The 25,460-nt window shown below is 49.5% G+C and carries 19 protein-coding genes; 18 read left to right on the top strand and 1 reads right to left on the bottom strand.

The features are described from left to right. Positions 1–89 precede the first annotated feature (89 nt). The 15 genes from D3P09_RS26420 (at position 90) to D3P09_RS26350 (ending at position 13,543) form a co-directional block, all read left to right on the top strand. Positions 90–1,703, top strand: a complete 1,614-nt coding sequence (locus D3P09_RS26420) for a spore germination protein (protein WP_120114440.1) — start codon at positions 90–92, stop codon at positions 1,701–1,703. A gap of 17 nt (positions 1,704–1,720) precedes the next feature. Continuing rightward, positions 1,721–2,818 (top strand): GerAB/ArcD/ProY family transporter, encoded by a 1,098-nt coding sequence (locus tag D3P09_RS26415; RefSeq protein ID WP_120114439.1) that lies wholly within the window; start codon positions 1,721–1,723, stop codon positions 2,816–2,818. After that, on the top strand, positions 2,818–4,068 hold the full coding sequence (locus D3P09_RS26410; protein ID WP_120114438.1) for a Ger(x)C family spore germination protein: 1,251 nt from the start codon (positions 2,818–2,820) through the stop codon (positions 4,066–4,068). The genes D3P09_RS26415 and D3P09_RS26410 overlap by 1 nt, the downstream gene beginning before the upstream one ends. Before the next feature lie 63 nt (positions 4,069–4,131). Further along, complete coding sequence (locus tag D3P09_RS26405) at positions 4,132–4,323, top strand: CLC_0170 family protein (protein ID WP_120114437.1); 192 nt, start codon at positions 4,132–4,134, stop codon at positions 4,321–4,323. A 68-nt stretch (positions 4,324–4,391) separates the two neighbouring features. Then, positions 4,392–5,264 carry an SPFH domain-containing protein gene (locus D3P09_RS26400; RefSeq protein ID WP_120114436.1) on the top strand — a complete coding sequence of 291 codons (873 nt, stop codon included), beginning with the start codon at positions 4,392–4,394 and terminating at the stop codon, positions 5,262–5,264. A gap of 13 nt (positions 5,265–5,277) precedes the next feature. Further along, positions 5,278–5,448, top strand: coding sequence for a type II toxin-antitoxin system antitoxin (locus D3P09_RS26395; protein ID WP_120114435.1), 171 nt, complete (start codon positions 5,278–5,280; stop codon positions 5,446–5,448). Between the two features lie 513 nt (positions 5,449–5,961). Further along, positions 5,962–6,504 (top strand): stage V sporulation protein T, encoded by a 543-nt coding sequence (spoVT, locus tag D3P09_RS26390; RefSeq protein WP_120114434.1) that lies wholly within the window; start codon positions 5,962–5,964, stop codon positions 6,502–6,504. A gap of 534 nt (positions 6,505–7,038) precedes the next feature. Beyond that, positions 7,039–8,712 (top strand): oligosaccharide flippase family protein, encoded by a 1,674-nt coding sequence (locus D3P09_RS26385; protein WP_120114433.1) that lies wholly within the window; start codon positions 7,039–7,041, stop codon positions 8,710–8,712. A 30-nt stretch (positions 8,713–8,742) separates the two neighbouring features. Continuing rightward, positions 8,743–10,251 carry a bifunctional methyltransferase/pyrophosphohydrolase YabN gene (yabN, locus tag D3P09_RS26380; RefSeq protein ID WP_120114432.1) on the top strand — a complete coding sequence of 503 codons (1,509 nt, stop codon included), beginning with the start codon at positions 8,743–8,745 and terminating at the stop codon, positions 10,249–10,251. Positions 10,252–10,435: 184 nt separating this feature from the next. Further along, positions 10,436–10,708 carry an HU family DNA-binding protein gene (locus D3P09_RS26375; protein ID WP_116050095.1) on the top strand — a complete coding sequence of 91 codons (273 nt, stop codon included), beginning with the start codon at positions 10,436–10,438 and terminating at the stop codon, positions 10,706–10,708. 3 nt (positions 10,709–10,711) lie between these two features. Further along, the gene (locus tag D3P09_RS26370) at positions 10,712–10,999 is read left to right on the top strand and encodes an RNA-binding S4 domain-containing protein (protein WP_120114431.1); all 288 of its coding nucleotides are present in this window, start codon (positions 10,712–10,714) and stop codon (positions 10,997–10,999) included. A 617-nt stretch (positions 11,000–11,616) separates the two neighbouring features. Next, positions 11,617–11,901, top strand: coding sequence for a sporulation protein YabP (gene yabP / locus D3P09_RS26365; protein WP_120114430.1), 285 nt, complete (start codon positions 11,617–11,619; stop codon positions 11,899–11,901). After that, complete coding sequence (gene yabQ / locus D3P09_RS26360) at positions 11,898–12,515, top strand: spore cortex biosynthesis protein YabQ (protein WP_243644536.1); 618 nt, start codon at positions 11,898–11,900, stop codon at positions 12,513–12,515. The genes yabP and yabQ overlap by 4 nt, the downstream gene beginning before the upstream one ends. Continuing rightward, a complete protein-coding gene (locus D3P09_RS26355; RefSeq protein ID WP_120114429.1) occupies positions 12,515–12,823 on the top strand; it encodes an FtsB family cell division protein in 309 nt (102 codons plus the stop codon). The genes yabQ and D3P09_RS26355 overlap by 1 nt, the downstream gene beginning before the upstream one ends. Positions 12,824–13,048: 225 nt before the next feature. Beyond that, positions 13,049–13,543 carry a S1 domain-containing RNA-binding protein gene (locus D3P09_RS26350; RefSeq protein WP_120114428.1) on the top strand — a complete coding sequence of 165 codons (495 nt, stop codon included), beginning with the start codon at positions 13,049–13,051 and terminating at the stop codon, positions 13,541–13,543. 39 nt (positions 13,544–13,582) lie between these two features. Here D3P09_RS26350 and D3P09_RS26345 read toward each other — a convergent pair whose 3' ends face one another. Further along, positions 13,583–13,984 (bottom strand): hypothetical protein, encoded by a 402-nt coding sequence (locus D3P09_RS26345; RefSeq protein WP_120114427.1) that lies wholly within the window; start codon positions 13,982–13,984, stop codon positions 13,583–13,585. Positions 13,985–14,540: 556 nt separating this feature from the next. On the opposite strand from D3P09_RS26345, the gene spoIIE reads away from it, so the two are divergent. The 3 genes from spoIIE (at position 14,541) to D3P09_RS26330 (ending at position 25,415) form a co-directional block, all read left to right on the top strand. Next, positions 14,541–17,015, top strand: coding sequence for a stage II sporulation protein E (gene spoIIE, locus D3P09_RS26340; RefSeq protein ID WP_120114426.1), 2,475 nt, complete (start codon positions 14,541–14,543; stop codon positions 17,013–17,015). Between the two features lie 368 nt (positions 17,016–17,383). Continuing rightward, positions 17,384–19,516, top strand: a complete 2,133-nt coding sequence (locus D3P09_RS26335; protein WP_120114425.1) for a carbohydrate binding domain-containing protein — start codon at positions 17,384–17,386, stop codon at positions 19,514–19,516. A gap of 34 nt (positions 19,517–19,550) precedes the next feature. Next, on the top strand, positions 19,551–25,415 hold the full coding sequence (locus D3P09_RS26330) for an RHS repeat domain-containing protein (RefSeq protein WP_120114424.1): 5,865 nt from the start codon (positions 19,551–19,553) through the stop codon (positions 25,413–25,415). Positions 25,416–25,460: the final 45 nt, after the last annotated feature.

Here is a 25,460-nt window from a genome sequence, read left to right as displayed (position 1 = left end):
GGGCTTGGATAGATTTTCCCTGAATTGAAAACACTAAAACGGATCAGGCGCAGAACATGCTGCAGACAGCAATAAAGGGCGGTGACCGTATGAAGCTGATTAAGGGATACAGGCGGACAAAACAACAGAAGCAACCGAAGAAGCTTCCTGCCAACCATACTTTAGCGGAGTTCGAAGGAAAAAAGTTGAGCGGCTCGCTACAAGAACTGGAAGGAATTATAGACAGTACGGTGGGCAAAAGCGCTGATCTTGCGATTCGCAAATTACATGTATTCGGCAGGTTTCCCGCTGTCATGTACAGCTTCTCCCATATGGTACAGCAAGCTGTTGTTAATGAAGATATCTTAAAGCCATTCATGCATGCTCCGATGCATCTGCAAGGCCGTTCCATTGAGCTGGCGCAGCTGCCTGACATTCTCCTATATGAGACGCTGTACCATGGAGAAGTCCAATTGCAGGGAGGCATCGATCTGCTGATTCGGGCTATTCTTGGCGGGGATACGGTTGTAGCTGTAGAAGGCATGAAGGAAGCCTTTATTATCGGAACTCGCAGCGTTGAAAAGAGGAGCATCGAGCAGCCGGCGACAGAGCAGGTTATCCGCGGGCCGCGTGAAGGCTTTATCGAATCGCTGGGCACGAATTTGGCATTAATCCGGTACCGGCTGCAGTCGACAGAGCTTCGAATCGATTCCCGGGAAATGGGCTCCCGGTCCAAGTCCAAGATAGCGATCTGCTATATGGACGGCATTACAGATCCGGAAGTACTGAAGGAACTGGACCGCAGGCTCTCCGAAGTAGAGATTGACGGCATCCTCGACTCTGGCTATTTGGAGCAGTTCATCGAGGATAACAAGTGGTCGCCATTCCCTCAGGTGCAATATACGGAACGGCCGGATAAGGTTGCAGCGAACCTGCTGGAAGGCCGTGTAGCCATTCTCGTAGACGGCTCGCCTTTGGCGCTGGTTATTCCTACCGTATTCGGGCAGTTCTATCAGACGGTAGAAGATTACACGGAGCGATTCCTGCTTATGAGCGCGATTCGCTTGGCACGGCTTGTTGCCCTAATCTTCTCGCTTGTCTTTCCATCCTTGTATGTCGCCATTATTTCCTTCAATCCAGAGCTCATTCCGACGGAATTCGCGGTGGCCGTAGCGGGAGGCAGAGCGGGAGTTCCGTTCCCGGCTGTAATCGAGGTGCTAATTATGGAGGTCTCCATGGAGGTGCTGCGAGAGGCCACTATCCGGCTGCCCCAGCAGGTCGGCGGCGCCTTGTCGATCGTCGGCGTTCTCGTAATCGGGCAGGCGGCAGTAGCAGCGGGCTTCGCCAGTCCGATTACGGTCGTTATTATCGCGCTGACGACGATCGGTTCCTTTGCCACGCCAGCCTATAACGCGGCGCTCGCGCTTCGGCTGCTGCGCTTTCCGCTTATTATTATGGCTGGCATATTTGGGCTCTACGGCATTATGGTCGGCCTTATCGTTATTGCCAATCATGTGCTTTCGCTCAAATCGTTCGGCGTGCCTTATCTGAGCCCGCTTGTTCCGGGAGATAAGGAAGGCATGAAGGATCTGCTCATTCGGGCGCCGATCAAATGGATGAAGAACAGGCCGGCGTTCCTTCATCCGCAGGATAATATAAAGCTTCATGTGGAGGATCAGGCGCCATCTCCTAGCACAGGTGAAACCAGCCCAGAGAAAAGATAGAGAAGGAGAGAACCGGCATGGACAATACGCAGACCAGACAAATTACGGTGTTACAGACAGCGGCTATTCTCGTCAGCACGATTATCGGTGTCGGCGTGTTGTCGCTCCCTCTATTCGCGGCGAGAGCAGCCGAATCGGCTGCTCCAATCATTACGCTCATCGGCAGCGTAATAGCGTTCTTTGGACTGGCGCTTGTGACCTGGCTCGGCATACGCTTTCCGGATCACACGATCATTGAATATAGCGAGCAAATTATAGGCAAATGGCTTGGGCGCTTAGGCAGTGTATTTATCATCGCATTTTTTGCCGTACTAACATCGCTGACTGCTAGAGAGTTCGGCGAAGTGGTCGTAACAGCGGTACTGAAAACGACCCCTGTCGAGGTGACGGTCATCGTGATGCTGATGCTGGCCGCGATATCGGCGCGGAAGTCGCTGACGACCTTTGCGTATATTCATAATTTCTATTTCCCGCTGCTGCTGGTGCCATGCTTGATGATTGCGATATTGTCCTTGAACAATGCCGAAATTATTAACCTCCAGCCCATTATATGGTCGCCGGCCAATCATGTTTTTGTTGGCGTGCTGACCATTGCCGCTCTATTCCAGGGCTCTTTCATTCTGACGCTGATTATTCCGTCTATGAAACAGCCCAAGAAGGCGATGAAAGCAAGCCTATACGGCATCTTGATCGCGGGCGGCCTCTACATCGTCATTGTTGCAGCGTCGGTAAGTGTGTTCGGTTCCGAGGAAATCAAGAAGCTGCTGTGGCCTACACTGGAGCTTGCGAAAGCGACGAATCTGCCAGCGAACATCTTGGAGAGGCTGGATGCCGCCTTTCTGGCAGTATGGGTGACGGCAGTGTTCACAACGCTGCTGTCCAGCTACTTTCTGACAGCTTACGCCATGAAGCAATTATTCCGTTTGCGCGAGCATCGGGTGTTTTCGTTTATTCTGTTTCCTTTTATCTTCTTTATGGCGATGGTTCCCCAGAATGTAACACAGCTCTATGGCATTATCGAAATGGTCGGAAGGTATGGCTTGATTATTACGATTGCATATCCGGCGCTCCTGCTGCTGCTGGCGATGATTCGCAAGAAGAGGGGGCAAATGTGATGAAGAGCATGGCTGCAAGGCGCTCCCTGCAATTATTCGGAGTGCTGCTTCTGTTTGTCCCTGTCTTGAGCGGCTGCTGGGACCGGCTGGAGATCGACGATCGGGCAGTCGTGCTTGGGGTATCGATTGATGAGGCAGAAAATGAGGAGGCAGCTCGAAAGGAAGAAAATGAAGTGTCGCATGTCCGCGGCTCGCTTCCTCCGCCCAAGGAGGGTATGGTCAAGGTAGGCGTGCAGATCGCCCTGCCGGGCCAAATTCCCCTTGGGCCGGGAGAAGCCGGCGGCTCGGCAGGCAGCAGCCCGAACCGGACGGTGTGGGTCATTCATGTCGTAGGCCATTCCATTAACGATGCCTTTATGAATTTGCAGCAGCAGGTATCGAGCAAGCTGTTTTTTGGCCATTTGCGGATTATCGTCATCTCCGAGGAGGTGGCGAAAAAGGATATGAGCAATATTAATGATTTCTTCCGCCGCAATGCGGAGGTGCGCAGAATGGCATGGATGATGGTCTCCAAAGGAAAAGCGTTCGCGCTCATGAATGCGGCACCCAGGCTGGAGAGGATTCCGACGCTTTACTTGATGTCCACGCTCGATAACGCCATTAAGATGGGCAAGTTCCCTAAGGATTATCTGGGACAATATTGGAGCAATTCCTCGAAGAAAGGGCAGGAGGGCTTCCTGCCCTATGTGGATATTAAGGAGCAGGATAACGTCGAGATTCAGGGGCTGGCGTATTTCTGCGGGGAGAGGCTGGTCGGTGTTACGAAGCCGATGGAGATATCCGGTTTTCTGGGGCTGCGGGGCATTAATCCGGCCGGATACCGGGCGGTCGTCTTACTGGATAAGGATGACCTGACTACGGCTGTCATGACGAATGTCACGCATCGTCATTCCAAAATAGACTTAAGCATAAAGGACGGCAAGCCGTATTTTAAGATCAAAGTGGAGCTCGAGGCGAATCTGGCAGAGAAGATGGGCCACGGCATCTCGCTGGAGGATCCGGCTTCCATTGCCATGATCGAGCGCAAGCAAGAGGAAGGCTCCGTCCAATTCTACAAAAACATCATTGCCAAGACACAAAGCAAGAGCTCCGATATATTCGGCTTCGGCGAGATGGTCAGAGCCAAGAAGCCGGGGTACTGGCATCAATATGTCGGATCAAAAGAGAAGTGGCAGGAGATGTACAAGCAGACTACTTTCGATATTGAGGTGGCGGTGCGGATTCGGCGAATCGGCATGAAGGCGATTTAGGTCTATGCTGCGCTACGGATTAGCGGCGGCAGTATACCTGAATGTAGGGGGTTCTAAAGTATAGTGTTGAACGCGGTCACGATTGGCCTAACGGGCTATCTCTTTCTCATATGCATCTTGTGCGGCTTGTTTCTGTTGTTCATTGACGCAAGGGAGTCTCATGTAAGCAACCGGGAACTTCGCTTGTCCAAAGTATTCGGCTGGATCCACTTGACGCTAGGTCTTGCGATACTGATTATGCTTTGGCTGATATGAATAACCATTGCTTATATTTGTAAAAAGTGATATCATGAACATATCATAATGATATGGGAGTGGATCTCATGAGGGAGAAAAAAGCTTTATATGTCAGTGGATATTTGGCGCTGCTTATCGCCATTGTAGCAGCCGTAGGCGGAGCGGCGCTTATTATTCTTCAGCTGTCCTCAGCGTCCGTATCGGCACTTAGCATCATATTGGGTCTTGTGCTTCTGCTTGCCGCTTTTCTGATTACGACATCGCTCGTCATCGTTCAGCCGAATGAAGCAAAGGTGATCACCTTCTTCGGCACGTATATCGGCACCATTATCCAGAGCGGCTTGTGGATGGCGCTGCCGCTCACGACGAAGGCGACCGTATCGCTTAAGGTGCGCAACTTCAACAGTCAGAAGCTGAAAGTGAACGACGCAGAGGGCAACCCTGTGGAAATCGGCGCGGTCGTTGTCTTTAAGGTTGTAGATACAGCGAAAGCAACGTTCGACGTCGATCATTACGAGCGGTTCGTCGAGATTCAGAGCGAGACGGCGATTCGCCATATTGCGGCGCAATATCCGTACGATATTTTCGATGATGAGCATGGCGTATCGCTTCGCGGCAATGCGGATGAAGTGGCGTCTGAGCTGCAGCGCGATCTTCAGGCTCGGCTGGAAGTGGCCGGCGTCGAGCTGATCGAGACGCGGATTACGCATCTTGCCTATGCGCCGGAGATCGCAAGCGCGATGCTGCAGCGGCAGCAAGCGATTGCCATTGTGGCGGCGCGTCAGAAGATTGTTGAGGGCGCAGTCGGCATGGTGGATGCGGCTCTGCGGAAGCTGGAGGAGAACGGAATCGACCTGGACAACGAGCGGCGGGCCGCGATGGTCAACAATTTGATGGTTTCGATCGTATCTGACAGGGCAGCGCAGCCGGTCATCAATACGGGCTCCCTCTACAGCTAAGGAACGCTGAATTATGGGGAAAGAGAAGAAGGCGTTCCCGCTGCGCCTCGATCCCGACATCCATCGTGCGCTTGAGCAATGGGCCGCTGACGAATTTCGCAGCGTGAACGGCCATATTGAATATTTGCTGCGCGAAGCGCTTGCCAAGTCAGGGCGGCTCGGCAAGCCCCGCAAAGAGGAATAATACGGACGGCATACGCACATGGCTGCGTATGCCGTCTTTGCCGTGTAATGGTCAACGCTGGATACATGCGGCTCTGGAGGGCATTCTAAGGCTCCGGATGTCTTGCGAGGACCGTCTCTTACCGTAAGAACTAATCACTAAAGCGGACAGACTCTGTGCAGTGCAGGGCTTGGACTGGCGGATTAAAGGTTCAACAAGGGAACAGCGGGGCGCGCTGGAGACGTGCATAAGAAATTGGGAGCGGATGAATACTATGGTCAGATTCAAATTCTTCATTGAAGGATCTTAACACTTCAGGTACCGGAGCAGCACCAAGACCCTACGATAACAACGGCCTGCTGCGAATGTTCTGGTATGGGATAGGATTGGCCAAGCCTTGCGTTTGGCGCTACCCGGAAGAAATTCGAGGACGCCGCAAGTCCTCGTGGAGCTCTCAGTGATGTTTCTTTATAAAAAAGTGATGCAAGCATCCAGTCGATTCAAAATCCTCTAGGGAAAGCGGGGCAACAAGAAATGAAAGCAACTGGAATTGTACGTCGTATCGACGATCTCGGGCGTGTGGTGATTCCGAAGGAGATCCGCCGTACGCTGCGTATACGCGAGGGCGACCCACTCGAAATCTTCGTCGACCGTGACGGCGAAGTCATCTTGAAGAAGTATTCCCCGATCGGCGAGCTGGGCGACTTTGCCAAGGAATATGCGGAGTCGCTGTACGAGAGTACCGGACATATTACGCTTATCTCCGACCGTGATACCATCATTACGGTAGCGGGCGCTTCCAAGAAGGAATTGCTGGACAAGCCGGTCGGCAATACGCTGGAGTCCTGCATGGAGAACCGCAAGACACTGGCTGAAACAAACGGCGGCGCTTATGAAATTGTGAAGGATGTGCAAGATCAATACAGCTCTTTCGTCGTAGCACCGATTATTGCGGGCGGCGATCCGATCGGCGCTGTGGTGCTGCTCAGCAAAGATGATTCGGTGAAGATGGGCCAGCTGGAGACGAAGATGGCTGAGACGGCTGCAGGCTTCTTGGCGAAGCAGATGGAGCAATAAGCTCGAATTCTTATTGCTGCCTGGACATAAGGCAAGAAGACACCGGCTTCTCCGTACGGCTCCGGCCGCTTGCGGGGAAGCTTTTTCATTGTTTAGGGAATGATGCCGTTTTAGAAGTTATGGATCAATTCGCCGAAAAGAGAGCTCTAAGCAGCAAAAACCTGCTTAAAATTGGCTGAAGCAAGTCCTTAAGCGGGGTAAGTCATTTTTTGAACATTCGTAAGGGAACTACGAGACGCTATTTACCCGTCCATGTGCCCTTTTTTAATAGTAAAGGAACAGAGAGCCCTTATTTGCCCTAAATGAACCGGAATGCGGGTCGGATGGTGCCAATAAGGCATCCTCATTCCGTTAGACGTTATAAGCATATAAAAAATGAAGCGTAGAGTCGCTCAGTTCCGTTAGGAGGCAGGATCAGGATTGAGCGCTTGTGACCTTCAATCACCCGCAGGGTGAGTTTGTTCTTTTGGTATCTGCTCCCTTTACGGTATAATCATTAATCATAACCAATCATAGGGAACAGGGGACTATCATATGGGCCGGACGGCATCGAGACTTCGCGGAGGCGGAATCTGGCGGAATGGCGTAATCCTGATGGCGGGAGCTGCGCTGATCTCCAAGCTGGTAGGCACTTTGCAGAAGATCCCGCTGCAGAATTTGGCAGGGGACCGCGTATTCGGCATCTACAATGCCGTATATCCGTTCTATCAGCTGATTGCAGTCTTGGCTACAGCGGGTTTGCCTACGGCAATATCCATCATTATTGCACGCAAGCTGAAGGAAGATGAGGCTCTGGAAGGCACGAGGAGCACCGTGATTGCCGCAGCGATTCTGCTGGGGATGACGGGCCTCATCGGTTTCATCGGGATGTGGCTGACCGCCGATCTGGCCGCATCATGGATAGGCGATGATTCCGCGGCGCTGGCTATACGCGTATTGTCTGTGGCGCTTATATTTGCGCCGCTTGCTGCGGTGCTTCGGGGCTATCAGCAAGGGAGGCGGCGGATGGGCTTGTCGGCCGCATCCCAGGTGGCAGAGCAATGCGCCAGGGTTGCGATTATGGTCCTTGCGCTGCAGCTCGGCCTTACCGCGGGATGGAGCGATTCCGCTTTGGCCGCGGGCGTCATGGGCGGCGCAGGCGCAGGCGCGGTCACCGCTCTTATTCTTCTCTCGCTGGGCGGCTTGCGTGACCGGTCTGCAAGGAGCACGGCCGCTCGGAATCCGCTGGGATTCCAGCGCATTGCGCAGGAGATGAAGGAATTGGCAGCGATAGCCGCTCCGGCAGCGCTGGCTTCTATCGTTGTGCCGATTGTAGGGGTAGTGGATGCATTCATGGTGCCGCGGCTGCTCGGTGACAGCGGCATGGCCGAAGCGACGGCGATGAGCCTCTTCGGCGTATACAGCCGGGGCGGTCCGCTGGTGCAGCTTGTTACGATGGTTGCCGCCGCGGCAGCTGCGGCTATGGTGCCAGGCCTCGTGGCGGCGAAGGCTGGAGGCCGGCTTGACGAGCTGCAGACCCGTCTGTCGCTGCAGCTGAGGATGGCCTGGATGATGGGCGGAGCCGCGGCCATCGGCCTCATGCTGCTGGCTGAGCCGATCAATATTATGCTGTACAAGGATGCGAAGGGAACGCTAGCCTTCGCGCTTGTCGGCTGCACGGCGCTCGCCGGCAGCGTGAACGCGGTTGTCGCGCCCGCGCTGCAAGCGCTTGGCTCGGTGCGGGCGCCTGCGGCGCTGCTCTTGCTCGCAGCGCTGCTGAAGGGCGCGCTGAACGCCGCGCTGGTGCCCTCCCTCGGCATCGAGGGGGCAGCGCTCTCCGGCGTGATCGCGCTAAGCGCCGCCGCCTTGCTGGGCGCGGCGGCGCTGCGCCGTGCGGCTGCGGGGCTCCGCCCGCCGCACGGACAGCTTAAGCGGCGCGCCGGCATAGGCCCCGCAGCCGCAGGCATTGTCGCGCTGGCGGTTATGGCCAGCGCGGTGCTGCTTGCCGAGCGCGCGCTAGGCGCCGCGCTCGGACACGGGCTGCCGCAGCGAAGCCTCGCGGCAGCATTGACGCTGGCGGGCGCAGCCGTCGGCGTAGTGGTCTTCGCCGCCGCCGCTTTGCGCGCAGGCGCGATAGACGCGCGCGAATGGCGCGCGATTCCGGGCGGCGATCGGCTGGCCGCCCGGTTGCGGCGGCTTCGGCTGATTCCGCCGCTGGACGAGCATTAGCCCGTCCGTTACATAAGGAGGAGGATTCACATGGCCAATTCGCCAATCGTGATCGTCGGACTCGGCTCCGGCGACCCGGATCAACTTACACTGGGCATCTGGCGGCGGCTGCAGGCGGCGAAGCGCATCTTCGTCCGTACCGAGCACCATCCCGTGATGGCTTTGCTTCAAGAGAATAATATCTCGTACACTTCATTCGACAGCTTGTACGAGCAGCATGATTCCTTCCCGGAGGTCTACGAGGCGATTGCCTCAAGACTGCTGCAGGAAGCGCTGCAGGGCGGGCATGAGTCGGGAGCTGCCGCTTCTGACCGTGCGATCCTGTATGCCGTTCCCGGCCATCCGATGGTGGCGGAGCGCACGGTACAGCTGCTTCGCGAGCGCTGCGCCGCAGAGGGCGTCGAGCTGACGGTGCTGGGCGGCGAGAGCTTCCTGGATGCATCCTTCGCCTCTCTCGGCATTGATCCGATTGAGGGCTTCTCCCTGCTGGATGCGGCGGAGCTGAAGGCATCGCTTCTACAGCCGGAGTTGCATACTATCATCGGTCAGGTGTATGATGCTTTTACGGCTTCCGACGTGAAGCTGGCGCTGATGGAGCGTTACCCGGAGGATTATGAGGTCGTTATCGGCCATGCGCTGGGTGTACAGGGACAAGAGCGGATGATCTCCGTTCCGGTCTATGAGCTCGACCGCAATCAGGAATATGGCAATCTGTCGATCATCTATGTGCCGCGTTCTGAGGATCCGGCCTTGCGCAACCGGTCATTCGAGCGGCTGCATGAGATCGTGGCCATCCTGCGCAGTCCAGAAGGCTGTCCGTGGGACCGCGAGCAGACGCATCAATCGATTCGCAAGAACTTCATTGAAGAGCTCTATGAGGCTTTGGAAGCCATCGATAACGACGATCCGGACGGCATGCAAGAGGAATTTGGAGATGTGATTCTTCAAGTCATGCTGCATAGCCAGATGGAAGAGGAAGTTGGCGCATTCTCGGTCTATGACGTCATTCAGACGCTGAACGAGAAGCTGATCTTCCGTCATCCTCACGTGTTCGGCGAGACCGGCGCGCAGAATGCGGACGAAGCGCTGGCGAACTGGGAAGGCATGAAAGCGGAGGAGAAGCGGAGGAAGGGAACGGACGCTGCAAGGGTGTCGCAGCTGGACGGCATTCCGCCGGATCTGCCTGCGCTCATGAAGGCTTACAAGCTGCAGAAGAAGGCCGCGAAGGTCGGCTTCGACTGGGACGAGCTGGGTCCGGTCTTATCGAAGATCGAAGAAGAGCTGCTAGAGCTGCGGGAAGCGATCTCTGCCGGAGACGAAGAGAAGCAAGCCGATGAGCTGGGAGACCTGCTGTTCGCCGTTGTGAACGCGTCGCGATTCATCCACGCTGATCCCGAGGAAGCTCTCTCTCGGACAAATCGAAAGTTTAAGAGCCGATTTCAATATATTGAAGAGCAGCTTCGTATAAACGGCAAAACTTTTGACCAAACTGATTTACTAGAGATGGATCGATGGTGGGAAGAGGCTAAGAGACTTTAGCTGCATGACTTTCGCCACAATTCGCCTAAATTCCGCACTATTCCCAAAAAAAATTGCAGTACGCGGCAGGATTTTGTTCTCTCGAGCAGAATAAGTATTCTTCGTAAGAGCAGATTTTGCCAACGGGTGAGCCGCTACAACGCGGCAGCCACAAATAACCGTCATTTATTAGGAGGATATTCACATGAACAAAACAGACCTGATCAACAACATTGCAGAGAAGAGTGGACTGACGAAACGCGACGTTGAAGCTGTCCTGAACGGCTTTCTTGGTGAAGTAACTGACGCGCTTGCAAGCGGCGACAAAGTACAATTGATCGGCTTCGGTACTTTCGAAACTCGCAAACGTTCCGGCCGCGTGGGCCGCAACCCGCAAACGGGTAAAGAAATCACGATCCCAGAATCCAAAGTTCCTGCATTCAAAGCAGGCAACAAGCTGAAAGAAGCGATCAAGTAATACATGCGTTTAGATAAATTTCTCAAGGTATCCCGCCTGATCAAGCGCCGTACCGTTGCGAAGGATGTATCCGAGCAAGGACGGGTGTGGATCAACGGCCGCGAAGCGAAAGCAAGCAGCGCCGTCAAGGTCGGGGACGAGCTCCAGATCCAGTACGGTCAGAAGATCGTAACGGTCCGCGTGGAGCGTCTCACCGAGACGACCCGCAAGGATGAAGCCGGTGAGCTTTATACTTTGGTGAAAGAAGAACAGCGCCCTCGCGAGAACGATCTCGATTGGGAGAAGCAATAATAGAAGGACTGCTTGGCTATATGCTGAGCGGTCCTTTTTGCTGTTTGGGAAATAATGCCATTTTAGAAGTTGTGGATTAATTCATTCGAAAGGAAAGAAGCTCTAAGCAGCAAAAAACTGCCTTAAATTGGCTGAAGCAAGTCCTGAAGCGGGGTAAGTCATTCTTTGAACATTCGTAAGGGAACTACGAGGCGCTATTTGCCCGTCCATGTGCCCTTTTTAAATGGTAAAGGAACAGAGAGCCCTTATTTGCCCTAAATGAGCCGGAATGCGGGTCGGATGGTGCCAATAAGGCTTCCTCATTCCGTTAGACGATATAAACATATAAAAAATGAAGCATAGAGTCGCTCAGTTCCGTTAGGAAGCAGGATCAGGATTGAACGCTTGAGCCCTTCAATCACCCGCTCTTCAATCACTCGTCCTTCAATCACCCGCAGGGTGAGTTTGTTCCTTGGGATCATCCAGGTTCATTCGGGGGATGCTTCTCTTAGTTGCAGCTAGTTGCAGCTAGCTATGCGCCACATTAGGTCGACTCCGCTCCAATCCATTAGCAGGTTCTAAACCTTGTCCCTCCCCCATACAGTAATAGAGAAATTAACGAAGCGGGGGACGAGTCTATGGCTGAAGCGGGCAAGGGGCAGAAGAATCAGGATGTGAAGCTGATTAATCGGAAGCTGCTGGAGCTTACCGGCGTCGTGAATGTGGAGAGCTTCGATAGCGAAGAGTTTCTGCTGGAGACGGAGCTGGGCTTTCTGACGGTTACGGGACAAAATTTGCATATTAAGCATCTGAGCCTGGATCAGGGCTTGGTTGCCATTGAAGGATTGATTCACTCTCTCGCCTATCTGGACGGAGCGGCAGCCAGCAAGTCCAAGGGGCTGTTCGGCAAGCTGTTTAAGTGAGCCTTAGCGTTCAATGGCTGACGGTAGCCGTCATGCTCCTATCCGGCCTTGGCATGGGTGTCGTCTTCGACGGCTACCGTGTCGTGTCGAATGAGCTGCGATTTCCGCGATGGTGGCTGCCGGTGCTTGATATCATCTACTGGATGGCGGCGGCAGTCGTCGTCTTCCGGATGCTGTATGCCAGCAACAACGGCGAGGTGCGGGCATACGTGTTTCTAGGACTGGCTATCGGGGTAATCCTCTATTATTGGCTGCTCAGCAGACCCGTGATCGGACTGGTGAGATGGATCATCGGCGCTATTCGAGCGCTTGTCTCCTTCATCTTGAAGGTATTCGACATTCTGATCGTGAAGCCGATCCTGCTGCTATATAAAACAGTAATGGTCGTTTTAGGATTTGGGTCTGCACTCACTATTTTCCTGCTAAAAATTGTGGTACAATTGGTTCGTCCAATTTGGCTATTGCTGTCGTGGCTGTTAAAGCCTGCGACGCGCCCGCTGGGGCGCTGGCTGAAGCCGCATTGGGAGCGATGGAAGGTAGAGGAGCGTCTCGCGAAGGGACTAGCTGCCATTGCCGGACGTTGGAATCAATGGTTTAGGAGGGGTCAGCGTTAATGCCGAAAGCAGCTGCAAAAAAACAAGTAAGCGGATCTGCCGCGAAACGCCGGTACAGGATCTGGATGATGTTCATTGTCCTGTTTATGGGCTGGGCGGGTTACACCTTATTCGGTCAAATGCAGCAGCAGAAGGCGACATTCGAGAAGCTGACGACGATCGAGAGCAGTATCGAGGAGACACGATCTCAGACGGAAGCGCTCAAACGCGAAGTGGAGCGTCTGAATGATCCCGAATATATCTCCCAGCTTGCCACCAAGGAGCAAGGAATGGTAAAACAGGGAGAACAGCAAATATTTAGCGAATAATGGGGCGCCGAATCGGGTGAACGTCTGTTGACCTTGCTTCTGCGATTCGGTTATAATCACGATAGATACAAGACTTTTTTAAGGCAGGGCTAGATAGATGTTTCAAATACGGTAATCGTGTTTAATGTCAATTGACCCCGGCTTAATGACGAATAAGTTTTGTTCGCCTGGCATGGTCGGGCAATTGAATTATCACAAAACTTTGAGAGAGGAACATTTTATTTTATGGCAATTGAAGTGGGCGCCAAGTTAGAAGGAAAAGTGACGGGCATCACGCATTTTGGGGCATTTGTCGACTTGTCGGGAGGTGTCACGGGTCTAGTTCACATTTCAGAGATTGCCGACAACTACGTCAAGGACGTTAAGGATCATCTGAAGATTGACGACGTCGTGAAGGTCAAAGTGATCAACGTTGATAAAGACGGAAAGATCGGACTCTCCATTAAGCAAGCCATTGACCGGCCAGAAGGCCACCAGCCACCACCGCAACGCGAGCGCACAGGCGCAGGCGGACCAGGAGGCGGAGAACGATTCAACCGCGGAGGCCAAGACCGAGGCGGACGTCCCTTCAACAAGCAATCGTCTGGCAGACCGTCCTACGGCAAACCGTCATTCGAGGATAAAATGTCTCGCTTCTTGAAAGATAGCGAAGAGCGTATCTCTTCCCTGAAGAAGAACACCGAAGGCAAACGCGGCGGACGCGGCGCCAAGCGAGTATAAACTTGAACGTTACTTACTATCCTATAGATCAAGCAGGACCTACGCGGTCCTGCTTTTTTTATTGTGCCAGTGCGGGGGGCGGGCTGTGCTGTTTGGAGGCGGTCTCTCTAAGCCGAGTTTCTCGTCTTGCAGCGTAGCTATTCGCCCGTCGCCGCACTCTAAGCCGAGTTTCTCGGTCTGCAGCCTAGCGATCCGCTTGGTGCCGCGTTCTAAGCCGAGTTTCTCGGTCTGCAGCCTAGCGATCCGCTCGGCGCCGCGCTCTAAGCCGAGCTTCTCGGTCTGCAGCTTAGCAATCCGCTCTGCGCTGTGCTCTAAGCCGAGTTTCTCGTTCTGCAGCCTAGCGATCCGCTCGGCGCCGCGCTCTAAGCCGAGTTTCTCGTTCTGCAGCCTAGCGATCCGCCCATCGCCGCGCTCTAAGCCGAGTTTCTCGACTTGGAGCATCCTTTTCGCTCGGTGCGATCTCGATTAGTAGTCCGCAGTTGTACTCAGCATTCTTTTCAATCCAATGGGCGCTTAGATGTGGGATTTTTATGCAACGCGTATGGCTGGTACTGTCCTATCTTAGACCGCGATTATACTTTTCTCTTCTTCAGATGCTGTCAGCAAGAGGCAGAGGGCAAGGCAATTGCTCAATACCTGTCGAGTGCGGGGGCGGAGAAGTCGGTTTGAGCGATATTCCTATTTGAAACAAATACTTTTCTTCCATCCTCCGCTAATCCCGACAGGTTACCGCGTCCATTCGCCATCAAATTGGAAGCGCTATCTGTCTTTTTTGTTGATAGAGAACACGCTGGTGAACAGTGCAGATCTCAGGCAAAGCCAGCAGGGGCGCGCGATTGACCCTGACGTGACAATGACTGCATGGCCCCGCGAATTTGTCGGAAAAAACTTTTGGGCGTATTACGATAAGTGACAAACTTCATACGGACAAGCTCCTATAATGGGAAACACAACAAACCCGGATTGGTGGTGTCAAGTAGTGAAGAAGGAAAGCGTGATGGGAATCCCGGCGCTGAAGCGTGCGGGATGGTTTCAGAAAGCCGTACAGAGAGGGAAGGATATGCGTGCCGTCAAGGGGGCGGCAAGCATGCTTCTCGCGAAGAAGTGGACCATACTGCTTGTCGCTATCGGATTTTTGCTCGGACGAGCCGTTATTCTAGAGTCGCTGATGCCGTTTGCCGTTGCTTATTTTGCCGTCCTTTATTTTATGAGAAGGGATATCTATGGCTGGGTAGCCATCTCGCTGGTAGCGGGAAGCTGGTTCGCAGTCGATCCTGCGCCACTGTGGATTGCGATGGAGATTGCGGTGCTGTTCCTGCTTATGAAGGGACTGGAGGCGTATGAGAAAGCGGAGCTGTCAACCGCTCCTATTCTGGTCTTTACCGCAACGCTGCTTGTTCAGTTGTTCAATATCTTTATCGGGGATACGCTGAGTTGGTACAGCTTTATGCTGGTCGTGGTGGAGGCGGCGCTTGCGTTCGTGCTGACGCTTGTCTTCATCCATGCGATACCGGTGCTTACGATGACCAAGAAGTCTGCGGCGCTCAAGCATGAGGAGATCATCTGCGTGATGATCCTGCTTGCGTCCGTAATGACGGGTGCTGTGGGATGGATGATGTACGGGATGTCCGCTGAGCATGTGATGTCCAGGTACCTCATTCTCCTGTTCGCAATGGCTGGGGGTGCGCCGCTTGGGGCTTCCGTGGGCGTTATTGGAGGGCTGATTCTGAGCTTGGCGGATTTCAGCGCGCTGGTTCAGATGAGCATGCTGGCTTTTGCCGGACTATTGGCGGGGCTTCTAAGAGATGGAGGCAAGATGGCGGCTGCGTTCGGCCTGCTGCTTGGCACATCCATTCTTTCTATATATATTGGCACGGGGCCGGATGTCATGAGCTCGACATGGGAGTCCGTCGCAGCCGCTACGCTGCTGCTGCTCACTCCGCGGGGCGTTATTCGCACCATTGCCCGTTATGTGCCGGGAACCAACGAGCATGTGAAGTCGCAGCATGAGTATGCGAAGCGGGTGAGGGAGGTAACGGCGGAGCGGGTATCCCAATTCTCCGATGTGTTCCGCCAGCTCTCCCGCAGCTTCGGCCAGCTTAATCAGAATGTAGCGGAGGTGAAGCGCGAGGAGGAGATCGGACATTTCATGAATGCGGTTGCGGAGCGCAGCTGTGCAAGCTGCCATCGGCAAAAGGCATGCTGGGAGGACAAGTTCTTCCACACTTACAAAATGATGACCGATATGATGACGACCGTAGAGGAGAACCAAGTGCCGGCTACGAAGGATCAGCCGCGTACGTGGGGATCCCATTGCGTGAAGTCCTCTCAGGTGCTGACGGTGATGAAGCATCAGTACGAGATGCATCAGAACAACAAGCATTGGAAGAAGCAGATTCTGGACTCCCGCCAATTGGTCGCAGATCAATTGCTGGGCGTATCTCAGGTCATGGAGGACCTGTCCAAGGAGATTAAGAGGGAGGGACAGACGCTGCATTTGCAGGAAGAGCAAATTAGAGAGGCGGTAGAAGGGCTTGGGCTGTCCATTCAGGGCGTAGATATTGTGAATTTGGAGGAGGGGAACGTCGAGATTGAGGTGTATCATTCGTTCGAAAGGGGATTCGACGAGTGCCGCAAAATTATTGCGCCGCTGCTGAGCGACATTCTGGGCGAGCATATTGCGGTGAAGACGGAGGTGCCGCCAGCCAAGCATGGCGAGCCGACTATGGTGACGTTCGGTTCAGCGAAGCAATATGAGATAGAGACAGGAGTGGCCGGAGCAGCCAAGGGTGGAGACCTGCTGTCGGGAGACAGCTTCAGCCTGGTCGAGCTAGGCAACGGGAAATTTGCAGTCGCGATTAGCGACGGCATGGGCAATGGCGAGCGTGCGCGCCAGGAGAGCAGCGCGGCGCTGTCGATCCTGCAGCAGCTGCTGCAGTCCGGCATGGATGAGAAGCTGGCTGTGAAGTCGGTCAATTCGGTGCTGCTGCTCCGCTCCTCAGAGGAGATGTATGCCACGGTCGATCTGGCGATTGTCGATCTGTATACGGCTCATACGACGTTTATGAAAATTGGCTCTACGCCTAGCTTTATCAAGCGCGGCAAGGAGGTCATTCCTGTGACGGCCAACAATCTGCCGATCGGCATCATTCAGGATATCGATGTCGACTTCGTCTCCATGCAGTTGCTGCCTGGTGATACGCTCGTCATGATGAGCGATGGCATCTATGATGCGCCGGGCCATGCGGTGAACAAGGAGATGTGGATGAAGCGCATCATTAGCGAGATGCAGACGGATGACCCGCAGGAGATTGCGGATACGCTGCTGGAGACGGTTGTGCGTTACCACGAGGGTGAGATCGTGGACGACATGACTGTGCTCGTCGCTCGCGTAGACAAGCATCTGCCGGAATGGGCCTCGTTCAGATGGCCAGGCGTTACGCGGATGGAGCGTCCGAGGACGGTGAGTTGAACAATCTTACAGAACATAAAGGGTAATCAATTATCACTTTCAAAGTATTATATAGCTTGCAAGCTGGCTCAGGTTAATTACTGGGCCAGCTTTTTTGTATGTTTGGACATAAGCATACTTTTTAGTTTTGATAAATTTATATAAAATATTTCCTTGCATAGAATTATGGAACTAATGAACTGATGTTAAATTGGTGATTTTTAGTTTGTTCTTGTTGATGTTTTAATTATCAACCAGCTTTTTATTATTGTAATAATGAATATATAAGTTTAATCGACATATATCGACAAAAACAGCTAAAGACATTAGAACTTTAGAACTGTAAACTAGGATAGTGTTTTTATTAATAAAGTTGGAGGTCTCTATTCATGTTAAAGAGAGTAAGAAGTCTAATGTTACTTGTCTTATTATTGCAGATGAGTCTAGGAACAATGGCTTATTCAGCGTCACAAAACTTTCAGTATGAGTATGTATATGATTCAAACAATCAGCTAATTGGCATAAAGCAAGACGGTGAATTTATTCGTAAATACTATTACGATTCAAATGGAAATTTAATCACAATCGAAAACTTAAAGGAAACGACTTCAAATTTACTCAATAATGCAAGCTTTGAACGAGTGAATGGAACACAGACCATTGGCTGGCAGGGACAAGTAAGCGGAACAGGAGCTGTAGAGAATGTAGCCTCACCTGTATATAGCGGAAGCCGTGCAGTGAAAATCCATTCACAAGGGCTTGGCGCATGGGAGAAGAGCCACATTCGTCAAGAAGTAATGGTGCAAGGCGGACAGGCCTACACACTAAGCGGACATGTGAAGGTGGAGCAATTAACGAAGGCTTATGCCCAGTTGCTCGTACGTTTCTTTGACCAGGATTGGAATCACCTGGGCGATCAGGAAGTGAAGGCTGAGACGACAACCAGCGGTTACATGAAGCTGGAGCGAAAAGGACAAATTCCAGCAGCAGCAGTACGCGCTGAAGTAATTGTGGAACTGGTATCCACGGAAACTGGCGGCGCAGGTGTGGTATATGCGGATGCAATGAGTTTTGAGTATGGAGCAGACGATAACTTGGTGAGTAATGGCGGCTTCGAGTATTCCACGGGAGCCGATATGTCCAGCTGGCGAAGCGGCAAAGACAGCTCGGGTACAGGCGCTGTGACGGTTGTGGAACAGCCTGTAAAAAGCGGTACAAGAGCACTGAAGATTGAGGCAGCGGGATTAAACGCATGGCATAATGCGCAAGTCATGCAAGAGTTCGAAGTAGAGGGTGGACAAGGGTTTAAATTGTCTGGCGAGGTACAAGTGAGTCAGCTGGAGAAGAGCATGGCTGCGGTGCAAGTAACCTTCCTGGATGAGAACAACCAGTACATTGTTCATCAGAATGCTACCCACAACGAAGTGACAACGGGCTTTATTCACGTAGAACAGCAAGGCATCGTCCCGGCGAATGCGAAGCGAGCGCAAATCCATGTTTGGTTAGTGGCTACGGAAGATCAGGGTGGCGGCGTGATGTATTTTGATGATATTTCATTCACATACGAAGCGCCAACAAGCAATCTGCTTTCTAATCCGGATTTTGAATATGCCAACGGTACACAGACCATTGGCTGGCAGGGACAAGTAAGCGGAACAGGAGCTGTAGAGAATGTAGCCTCACCTGTATATAGCGGAAGCCGTGCAGTGAAAATCCATTCGCAAGGGCTTGGCTCATGGGAGAAGAGCCACATTCGTCAAGAAGTAATGGTGCAAGGTGGACAGGCCTACACACTAAGCGGACATGTGAAGGTGGAGCAATTAACGAAGGCTTATGCCCAGTTGCTCGTACGTTTCTTTGACCAGGATTGGAATCACCTGGGCGACCAGGAAGTGAAGGCTGAGGCGACAACCAGCGGCTACATGAAGCTGGAGCGAAAAGGACAAATTCCGGCAGCAGCAGTACGCGCTGAAGTAATTGTAGAACTGGTATCCACGGAAACTGGCGGCGCAGGTGTGGTATATGCGGATGCGATGAGTTTTGAGTATGGTGGAGAAATTGAGCCGGGCCCAGCAGAGTCAGAGACAGTTACCGTTTATCAAACAAATAACTTAAATAACTTCCCTGATTCTATTGAATATGATCAGGGGGGGTATAAAGGGATTTTGACTAAGGTAGGAGCTGCTGAAGTGTTATCGGGTACATATAGCCCAGCAGAAAGCAGAATACAATCATATTCTTGTTCTGGGGAATGGTTTGGAGTTTACAATAGTGAAGGCATATGGAAAAAAGCTAGTGAAACATTATGTCCTGATGCTATTCCAATTTCCAGCAATGGTTTTCAAGGAGTTTTAATTAAAACATCAACTACACAAATGGGATCCTGTCCTGTATCCGGCACACCGAATACAGGATGTAGGGTTCAATTAATTTCAAATTATTCCGGTACAGTCACTAAGCCGGAAGTCGATACAAGAGTGTGGCGGCAAAGCTATAGCGGGACTGTCTATCTGCAGCAATAACGTGTGTTATAAAAATTATTGAGGAGTGTATGTAGTGAGAGCTAGTTGGAGAAGTAAGGCAATTGTATTCATTCTAATTATTTCTTTATTCGTATCTCTATTTGAGGCTCCATTGAACAATCGCGCCTATGCAGAAGAGCAACAGGAATCATCGTCCTCTCTTACAAGCGCTATTGTCTCAGAGCGATTTGATGTAAGTAAAGAGTTTGTTCAATCTGAGGTAGATACAGGGCTTCTATTGAGTCATGTCTACTCTATTCTTTATCGTGCTGAACAAGACGGTATGACATATGAGGAAGCAAAATCTATATTGCTGGCGCCTGAAGTGAATGAATCACAAACGGTTACCAGCGAAGTAAAAAATGCAGAATTGCCTGTAAGTCTAGTTCTTCAGGAACTAAAACCGAATAATTCTGAAGAAGAAAATATGTCGCAAGGAGGATTGGAAAACAAAGCTAGCGCATCTTCCAAGAGTGCTGCTGCGGCCAAGCCTCCTACAAAAGAAGAACCACCGGTTTATACCAAGGAAAGTATGAGCCAAGCGCCGTATTCTGTAAACCTAAATAATGAAGTTATATCGAGCTTGTCGGGTAGTTTAATGACTGGGATGACAGACATGTCACTTCCAGGACGCAATGGAATGTCATTTAACCTGACTAGACAATATAGCAGTGATGACTCAGCATTTTTTGATATGGACTATTCCATTCAGTATTACCCCGTCACTATAAACTTCTATTACGTTTCATTTTATGCAACTAGAAAATATGTATCCTATGACATTATGTACAATGAAAAGTCTTTCCTTCAGTATGACTATAATGGTGATGGTCTCCCAGATGACTCAAGCTTTATTCCATCTCATAAAAGTGTTCTTTATGGCAATTACCCGACTAATAGTCAAGCGACGCAAGTACTTAATCAAGGAATTACTTACACAATAGCTGCTGACTCCAGAATGCAAACTACATCCAGAACGAGCAGCACAAATAGTTTTCCTGCATCTGTATCCTATAGCCAAGATGGATATACAGGAACATTGACCAAGCAGGGGACATCGTCTGTTATTTCTGGTAGCTATATACCGGCTGATTCTAAAACACAGCCTGCATCGTGTTCTCGTAAAAAATATGGATCGTACAACTCCTCTGGAGTATGGGTGAAAACCAGTGAAGATCCTGAATGTCCCTCCACATATCCCTATAATAGCGGGGGTTATTCCGGCAATTTGCCTAGAACAACAACTACAACGGTTAATGAGTGTCCGGCCACCGGCAAGGCAAACACACCTTGTACAGGTCACTGGATAGCTAATTATTCCGGTACAGTTACCAGGCCTGCATCGGATACTCGAGTTTGGCAACAAAACTATCAAGGTCAAGTAATAAAGCCAGGAAGCTCAAGTAAAACAAAAACTTCAAGCTGGCGTTCGATTGGAAACGGCAGATATGAGAGAGATGTTTATGAAATTACGTCTGCTTGGATCGACCCTCGAGAAAGTACTGGCGAATCAACACAACGTACCACAGTTGTCTTCCTAGATTATGAAGATGCTCTTAGTGAACTTAATAGGATTAATGCATCAGTAGGCGCGTTTGTCGAAAGTTCCAACGGCTATAATTATTATATAAGCAGTAATCCGGCCCCAACAATTGTTCCGCTTCCAGTGGGTGAAGAGCAGGACTATCGCTATATTAACACCACCAAGCAACCATTGAATGAGAAGCTCTATCCAATCGGAAAGGGCTGGTCTTGGAAGCTTCCGCATGTAGAAATAAACGGCAGCAAACAGAAAGTATACCTCGCCGACGGCGGCAGCTATGATGTTGAGAATGGAAACCTGAAAGATTATACATGGCTAGGCCTATCTTTTAAGGAGGATACGACAGTCAGTGTAAATGGGGAGTCTTCGAAATATGTATTGAGTACTGTGGATGAAATGTTGAAGCAGTACTTCACCAGCGATGGTCGAATCATACAAATGAAGGATGCCTACAATAATACTATCAGTTTTCACTATGCACAAAACGCAACATATAATCGCAAGCTATTAAGCCAAGTGTCGGATAGTATTGGAAACTCTATTAATATTACGTATACAACAACTAATGTTATCTTAACTAAGGGAACAGAGAAAGTTGTATATGAAAAACGAACTGAAAATGGTAAAGAACTGTTGGATGCTGTAACGGACCAAGAAGGTAGAAGAACAACCTATTCTTATAACCTGGCGCCAGCAAAATTTAATTTAATGGGATTTGACGAGAATCGTGCCATATCTAATCCTTATGCGCTATTATCCAAGATCAATCATCCAACAGGAGCTATAACAGAATATACCTACGAGACTGCACCTGTGAAACGGTATATGGGTTCTTCATCTTTCATGGAAGCATATCGTATATCTGCTAGAGCTGACCGTCTTCAGTACAGTGATGGATCTTCGATGCTCAATAATTATCATACGATTACTTATAATGGGGATTACTTGAAATCACATGGAAAGACGGAAACGTTTAGTTCGACTTTATTCGATGGATTAACAAGTACCTTATTTAACTACAAAAAAGAATTTATTAATAATAATCAACCTGTACAGTTCTATCTAGAGTCTCAATCGACTAGTGCCGAGGGTTGGCAGAAGACAACAACTAATACTTATACCAAAAAGGTAGGAACTCGCAACTATGCGGTAAACTCACCTACAACAATTATTTCGAGTGACAACAAGACTTCAGATACGTTAACGACCACTATTCAATATGATGACTATGGAAATGTAATTTCGTCTGTTGATCCAAGTGGTGCAACTACAACGTATACGTACGATGCGACAAAAAAATGGTTGAAGAATTCTCTTCAACAGGTTGATACGAATCAATATCTTTATACTGAGTATATTCGTAATGCCAAAGGGGACATTGTAGAAACCTTTGTACGAAAAAACAATTCGACTGGTGAAGTTTTGAGCTATATATACAAAGGGTCAATAGATGCTCATGGCAACTTCTCGACAGTCAATATAGCTAATGGCTCAAAGATGCAATTAACTATAATTGAATATGATTCTACTTATCGTGCATTCCCTTCTAGGCAAATCACTCTGTATAAAGATGCTTATGGGATTCAGAACCATATATCTAAGAGATTTGAATACAATAAGACAAATGGTCAATTAATTGCATATGTTGATGGCAACGATGCCAGAACAACATATGACCTTGATAAAATAGGACGAATCACTAGAGTAACTCATCCAGATAATACGTCACTAATTGCGGAATACAACGATTTGCAAAATATAGTGACGGTAACTGACGAAATGGGAAGAAAGCTTCGTACTGTCTACAATGGCCTAGGATGGAAATCCGAAGAGGGGATTATAGGTAAGAACGGGTATGAAGTTAAGTTACGCACTGATCATGATCAGAATGGACGGGCTCTCTGGGTAGAAGATGCTTTTGGCAATAGGAACTCTTTTCAGTATGATGCATGGGGGCGTTCTACTAAAACGATTTCTCCGAATAAATCTGAGACGGTTACTAGTTATAACGACTCTAGTCGAGAAGTACTGATTACGGATGCAGTTGGCAACACTTCAATTGAGGTATTTGATAAATTTGGACGTTCGATTCGTTCAGAAGAGAAGCTAGCAAATGGAAGCCGTAAAATAATGCTGCACAATTCATATAATTTAATGAATGGACTATTACAACAGCAGACAGATGCCAATCAGGCTACAACAATATTTTCGTACGATATACTAGGTCAGCTTACAGCAGTAACCAACTCCAAGGGAGAAGTGACAAGGTATAGCTATGACCAACTTGGTCAACATATTAAAACAACGTTCCCCGATGGGAATGAAGTTCAAAAAGTGTATGATGAGCTTGGGAGATTAATTCAGAGTATTGATTCAATGAATCAAAAGGTCACATATTTTTATGATGCTAATAGTAATCGAAGCAAATTAGTGGATAAGAAGGGACAGACCTTCTTGTATTCCTACAATAACCGGAATATGTTGTTGTCAAAACAAGGGCCCACTGAGACTATTTCCTTCACGTATTATAACGATGGATCAAGAAAATCGATGACGGATAATACAGGCACTACGAATTATGGATATGATCCGCATACAGGTCAAGTAACCAATGTTGCGTTCCCTGATAGCAAGGTCATTGCTTATAGTTATAATAATCAGGGACAAAGAGTAAGTATGACTACTCCTTTCGGTGATAGAGTTACGTATAAATATAATACGACAAATCAGTTGAGCGAGTTGAAATGGAATGACTTGAAATCCATTGGTTACTCTTACTACAGTAATGGTCAACTACAAAAAACAAATAGTAACAATACTATGGAAGCAATTCATACGTATACGAATGGTTCTTTGTCAAGGCTAAAACAAGAAACTGCCAACGGAGAATTAAAGCGAGAATACCAGTATAATTATGACAACAACAAAAATATTACTAGTATCTCCGAGAGAAATAATGAGGAAGTTACTTCTGATAACAGTTTTGCATACGACCAATTGAATCGTATCCAAAGCTCTACTCTGTTTAACGAAACTTATAGTTATGATAATAGAGGGAATCGCCAAACCCTTACAACTGATTCTGCTCCTTCTCTTTCTGATAATATTGCGTATGAGTACGATGAATGGGATCGATTAACCAAGGTGACCAAGGCTGATGGCACTTCTGTTTCATACCGATATAATGGCGATAACTTATTGGTTGAACGGACCGAAAATGGCAGTACCATTAGATATTATTACGATGGTCAGAATATCATAGCTGAAGGAATTGTACAGCCAGATGGTATGATTGTGGAAAAGGTAAGCTATTTACGTGGAAATAAGTTGGAAATGTTAGAGGATGTAAATAACCAAGTAGGGTACTACGGTTATAACGGACATGGTGATGTTACGGGCATTATAGGGGCAGATGGTAGCGTACTAAATGAATATTCCTACGATATTTGGGGTAAGCCAATTGTTGAGGAAGAAGAAATTCCAAATACATTCAGGTACTCAGGAGAGTTCTGGGATAGTTCGACAGAATTGCAGTATCTACGTGCACGTTGGTATGATCCTATCACTGGAAGGTTTGTTAATGAGGATACGTATCAAGGTGATATTTATAAAACACAAACATTAAACTATTATACTTATGTAATAAATAATCCTTTGAAGTATATCGATCCGACAGGAAATTACTGTGTTTCAGCAGATGGTAACTGGGCACATGCTGGGGAATGCAAAGATCTACAAAAATCATATTGGTTCCCCGATGCCAATCAGCCAGTTGTTGAAAATGGCTATCTTGTAGGTAGAGGCGGTGTTTATACTGATGCTTACAAAAAAGCAAACATCCAATTTAATGCTTGGAATGCTACAAGAAAGCCAACTGTCCGGGATCCAGGGCCAGTTACGAATAAAAATTCACATACTGCAAAACCAATTGTTAAGGAATTCTCTGGTTATGACCAGATGTTTGATGCGTACTCTGAAAAAATAGGGTTTAGCTTATCGGAAGGTTTTGGCGCTTATACCTCTTACTCCAAATATAAAAATGGTTTCGAACTTACATTTGAAAGTGGAGACATATTGCGATTTGAATTTTCTCTGGCAAATATTAATGTAGGTTTTTATATTGATCCCGTTGGAACTTTGTTTATCGGTTTTGATATGAACATTGGAATGATGGAAGCAACCATGTTGCAACAAATGCAAAACAATTATTATATGGCTTCGAGTATATCTGTTTCACTAGGAAGTCGAAGCTACTATATAAAGTTTGAGAATGGTCAATTTAAAGCTCATGTAACACCTGTTCCTCTTATAGGATTCGGTGGGGGGTTAGGGATAGAAAAGAGACCAATAAAGTAGTTTGAACCATAAAGATAGATATGAAAGCAAGTGGCGCCTGTCTCT

The organism is Paenibacillus pinisoli, from assembly GCF_003605435.1.
GTDB lineage: Bacteria > Bacillota > Bacilli > Paenibacillales > Paenibacillaceae > Pristimantibacillus > Pristimantibacillus pinisoli.
The sequence above is the reverse complement of the archived record's forward strand: the minus strand, read 5'-3'. Positions and strand labels throughout refer to the sequence as shown.

Coding starts and splice junctions, on each gene's coding strand:
- D3P09_RS26335 (WP_120114425.1), top strand. CDS start 17,384: ATGTTAAAGAGAGTAAGAAGTCTAATGTTACTTGTCTTATTATTGCAG.
- D3P09_RS26375 (WP_116050095.1), top strand. CDS start 10,436: ATGAACAAAACAGACCTGATCAACAACATTGCAGAGAAGAGTGGACTG.
- D3P09_RS26355 (WP_120114429.1), top strand. CDS start 12,515: ATGCCGAAAGCAGCTGCAAAAAAACAAGTAAGCGGATCTGCCGCGAAA.
- D3P09_RS26400 (WP_120114436.1), top strand. CDS start 4,392: ATGAGGGAGAAAAAAGCTTTATATGTCAGTGGATATTTGGCGCTGCTT.
- spoVT (WP_120114434.1), top strand. CDS start 5,962: ATGAAAGCAACTGGAATTGTACGTCGTATCGACGATCTCGGGCGTGTG.
- D3P09_RS26370 (WP_120114431.1), top strand. CDS start 10,712: ATGCGTTTAGATAAATTTCTCAAGGTATCCCGCCTGATCAAGCGCCGT.
- D3P09_RS26420 (WP_120114440.1), top strand. CDS start 90: ATGAAGCTGATTAAGGGATACAGGCGGACAAAACAACAGAAGCAACCG.
- yabN (WP_120114432.1), top strand. CDS start 8,743: ATGGCCAATTCGCCAATCGTGATCGTCGGACTCGGCTCCGGCGACCCG.
- D3P09_RS26345 (WP_120114427.1), bottom strand. CDS start 13,984: ATGCTCCAAGTCGAGAAACTCGGCTTAGAGCGCGGCGATGGGCGGATC.
- D3P09_RS26350 (WP_120114428.1), top strand. CDS start 13,049: ATGGCAATTGAAGTGGGCGCCAAGTTAGAAGGAAAAGTGACGGGCATC.
- D3P09_RS26415 (WP_120114439.1), top strand. CDS start 1,721: ATGGACAATACGCAGACCAGACAAATTACGGTGTTACAGACAGCGGCT.
- D3P09_RS26410 (WP_120114438.1), top strand. CDS start 2,818: ATGAAGAGCATGGCTGCAAGGCGCTCCCTGCAATTATTCGGAGTGCTG.
- yabP (WP_120114430.1), top strand. CDS start 11,617: ATGGCTGAAGCGGGCAAGGGGCAGAAGAATCAGGATGTGAAGCTGATT.
- D3P09_RS26385 (WP_120114433.1), top strand. CDS start 7,039: ATGGGCCGGACGGCATCGAGACTTCGCGGAGGCGGAATCTGGCGGAAT.
- spoIIE (WP_120114426.1), top strand. CDS start 14,541: ATGGGAATCCCGGCGCTGAAGCGTGCGGGATGGTTTCAGAAAGCCGTA.
- D3P09_RS26395 (WP_120114435.1), top strand. CDS start 5,278: ATGGGGAAAGAGAAGAAGGCGTTCCCGCTGCGCCTCGATCCCGACATC.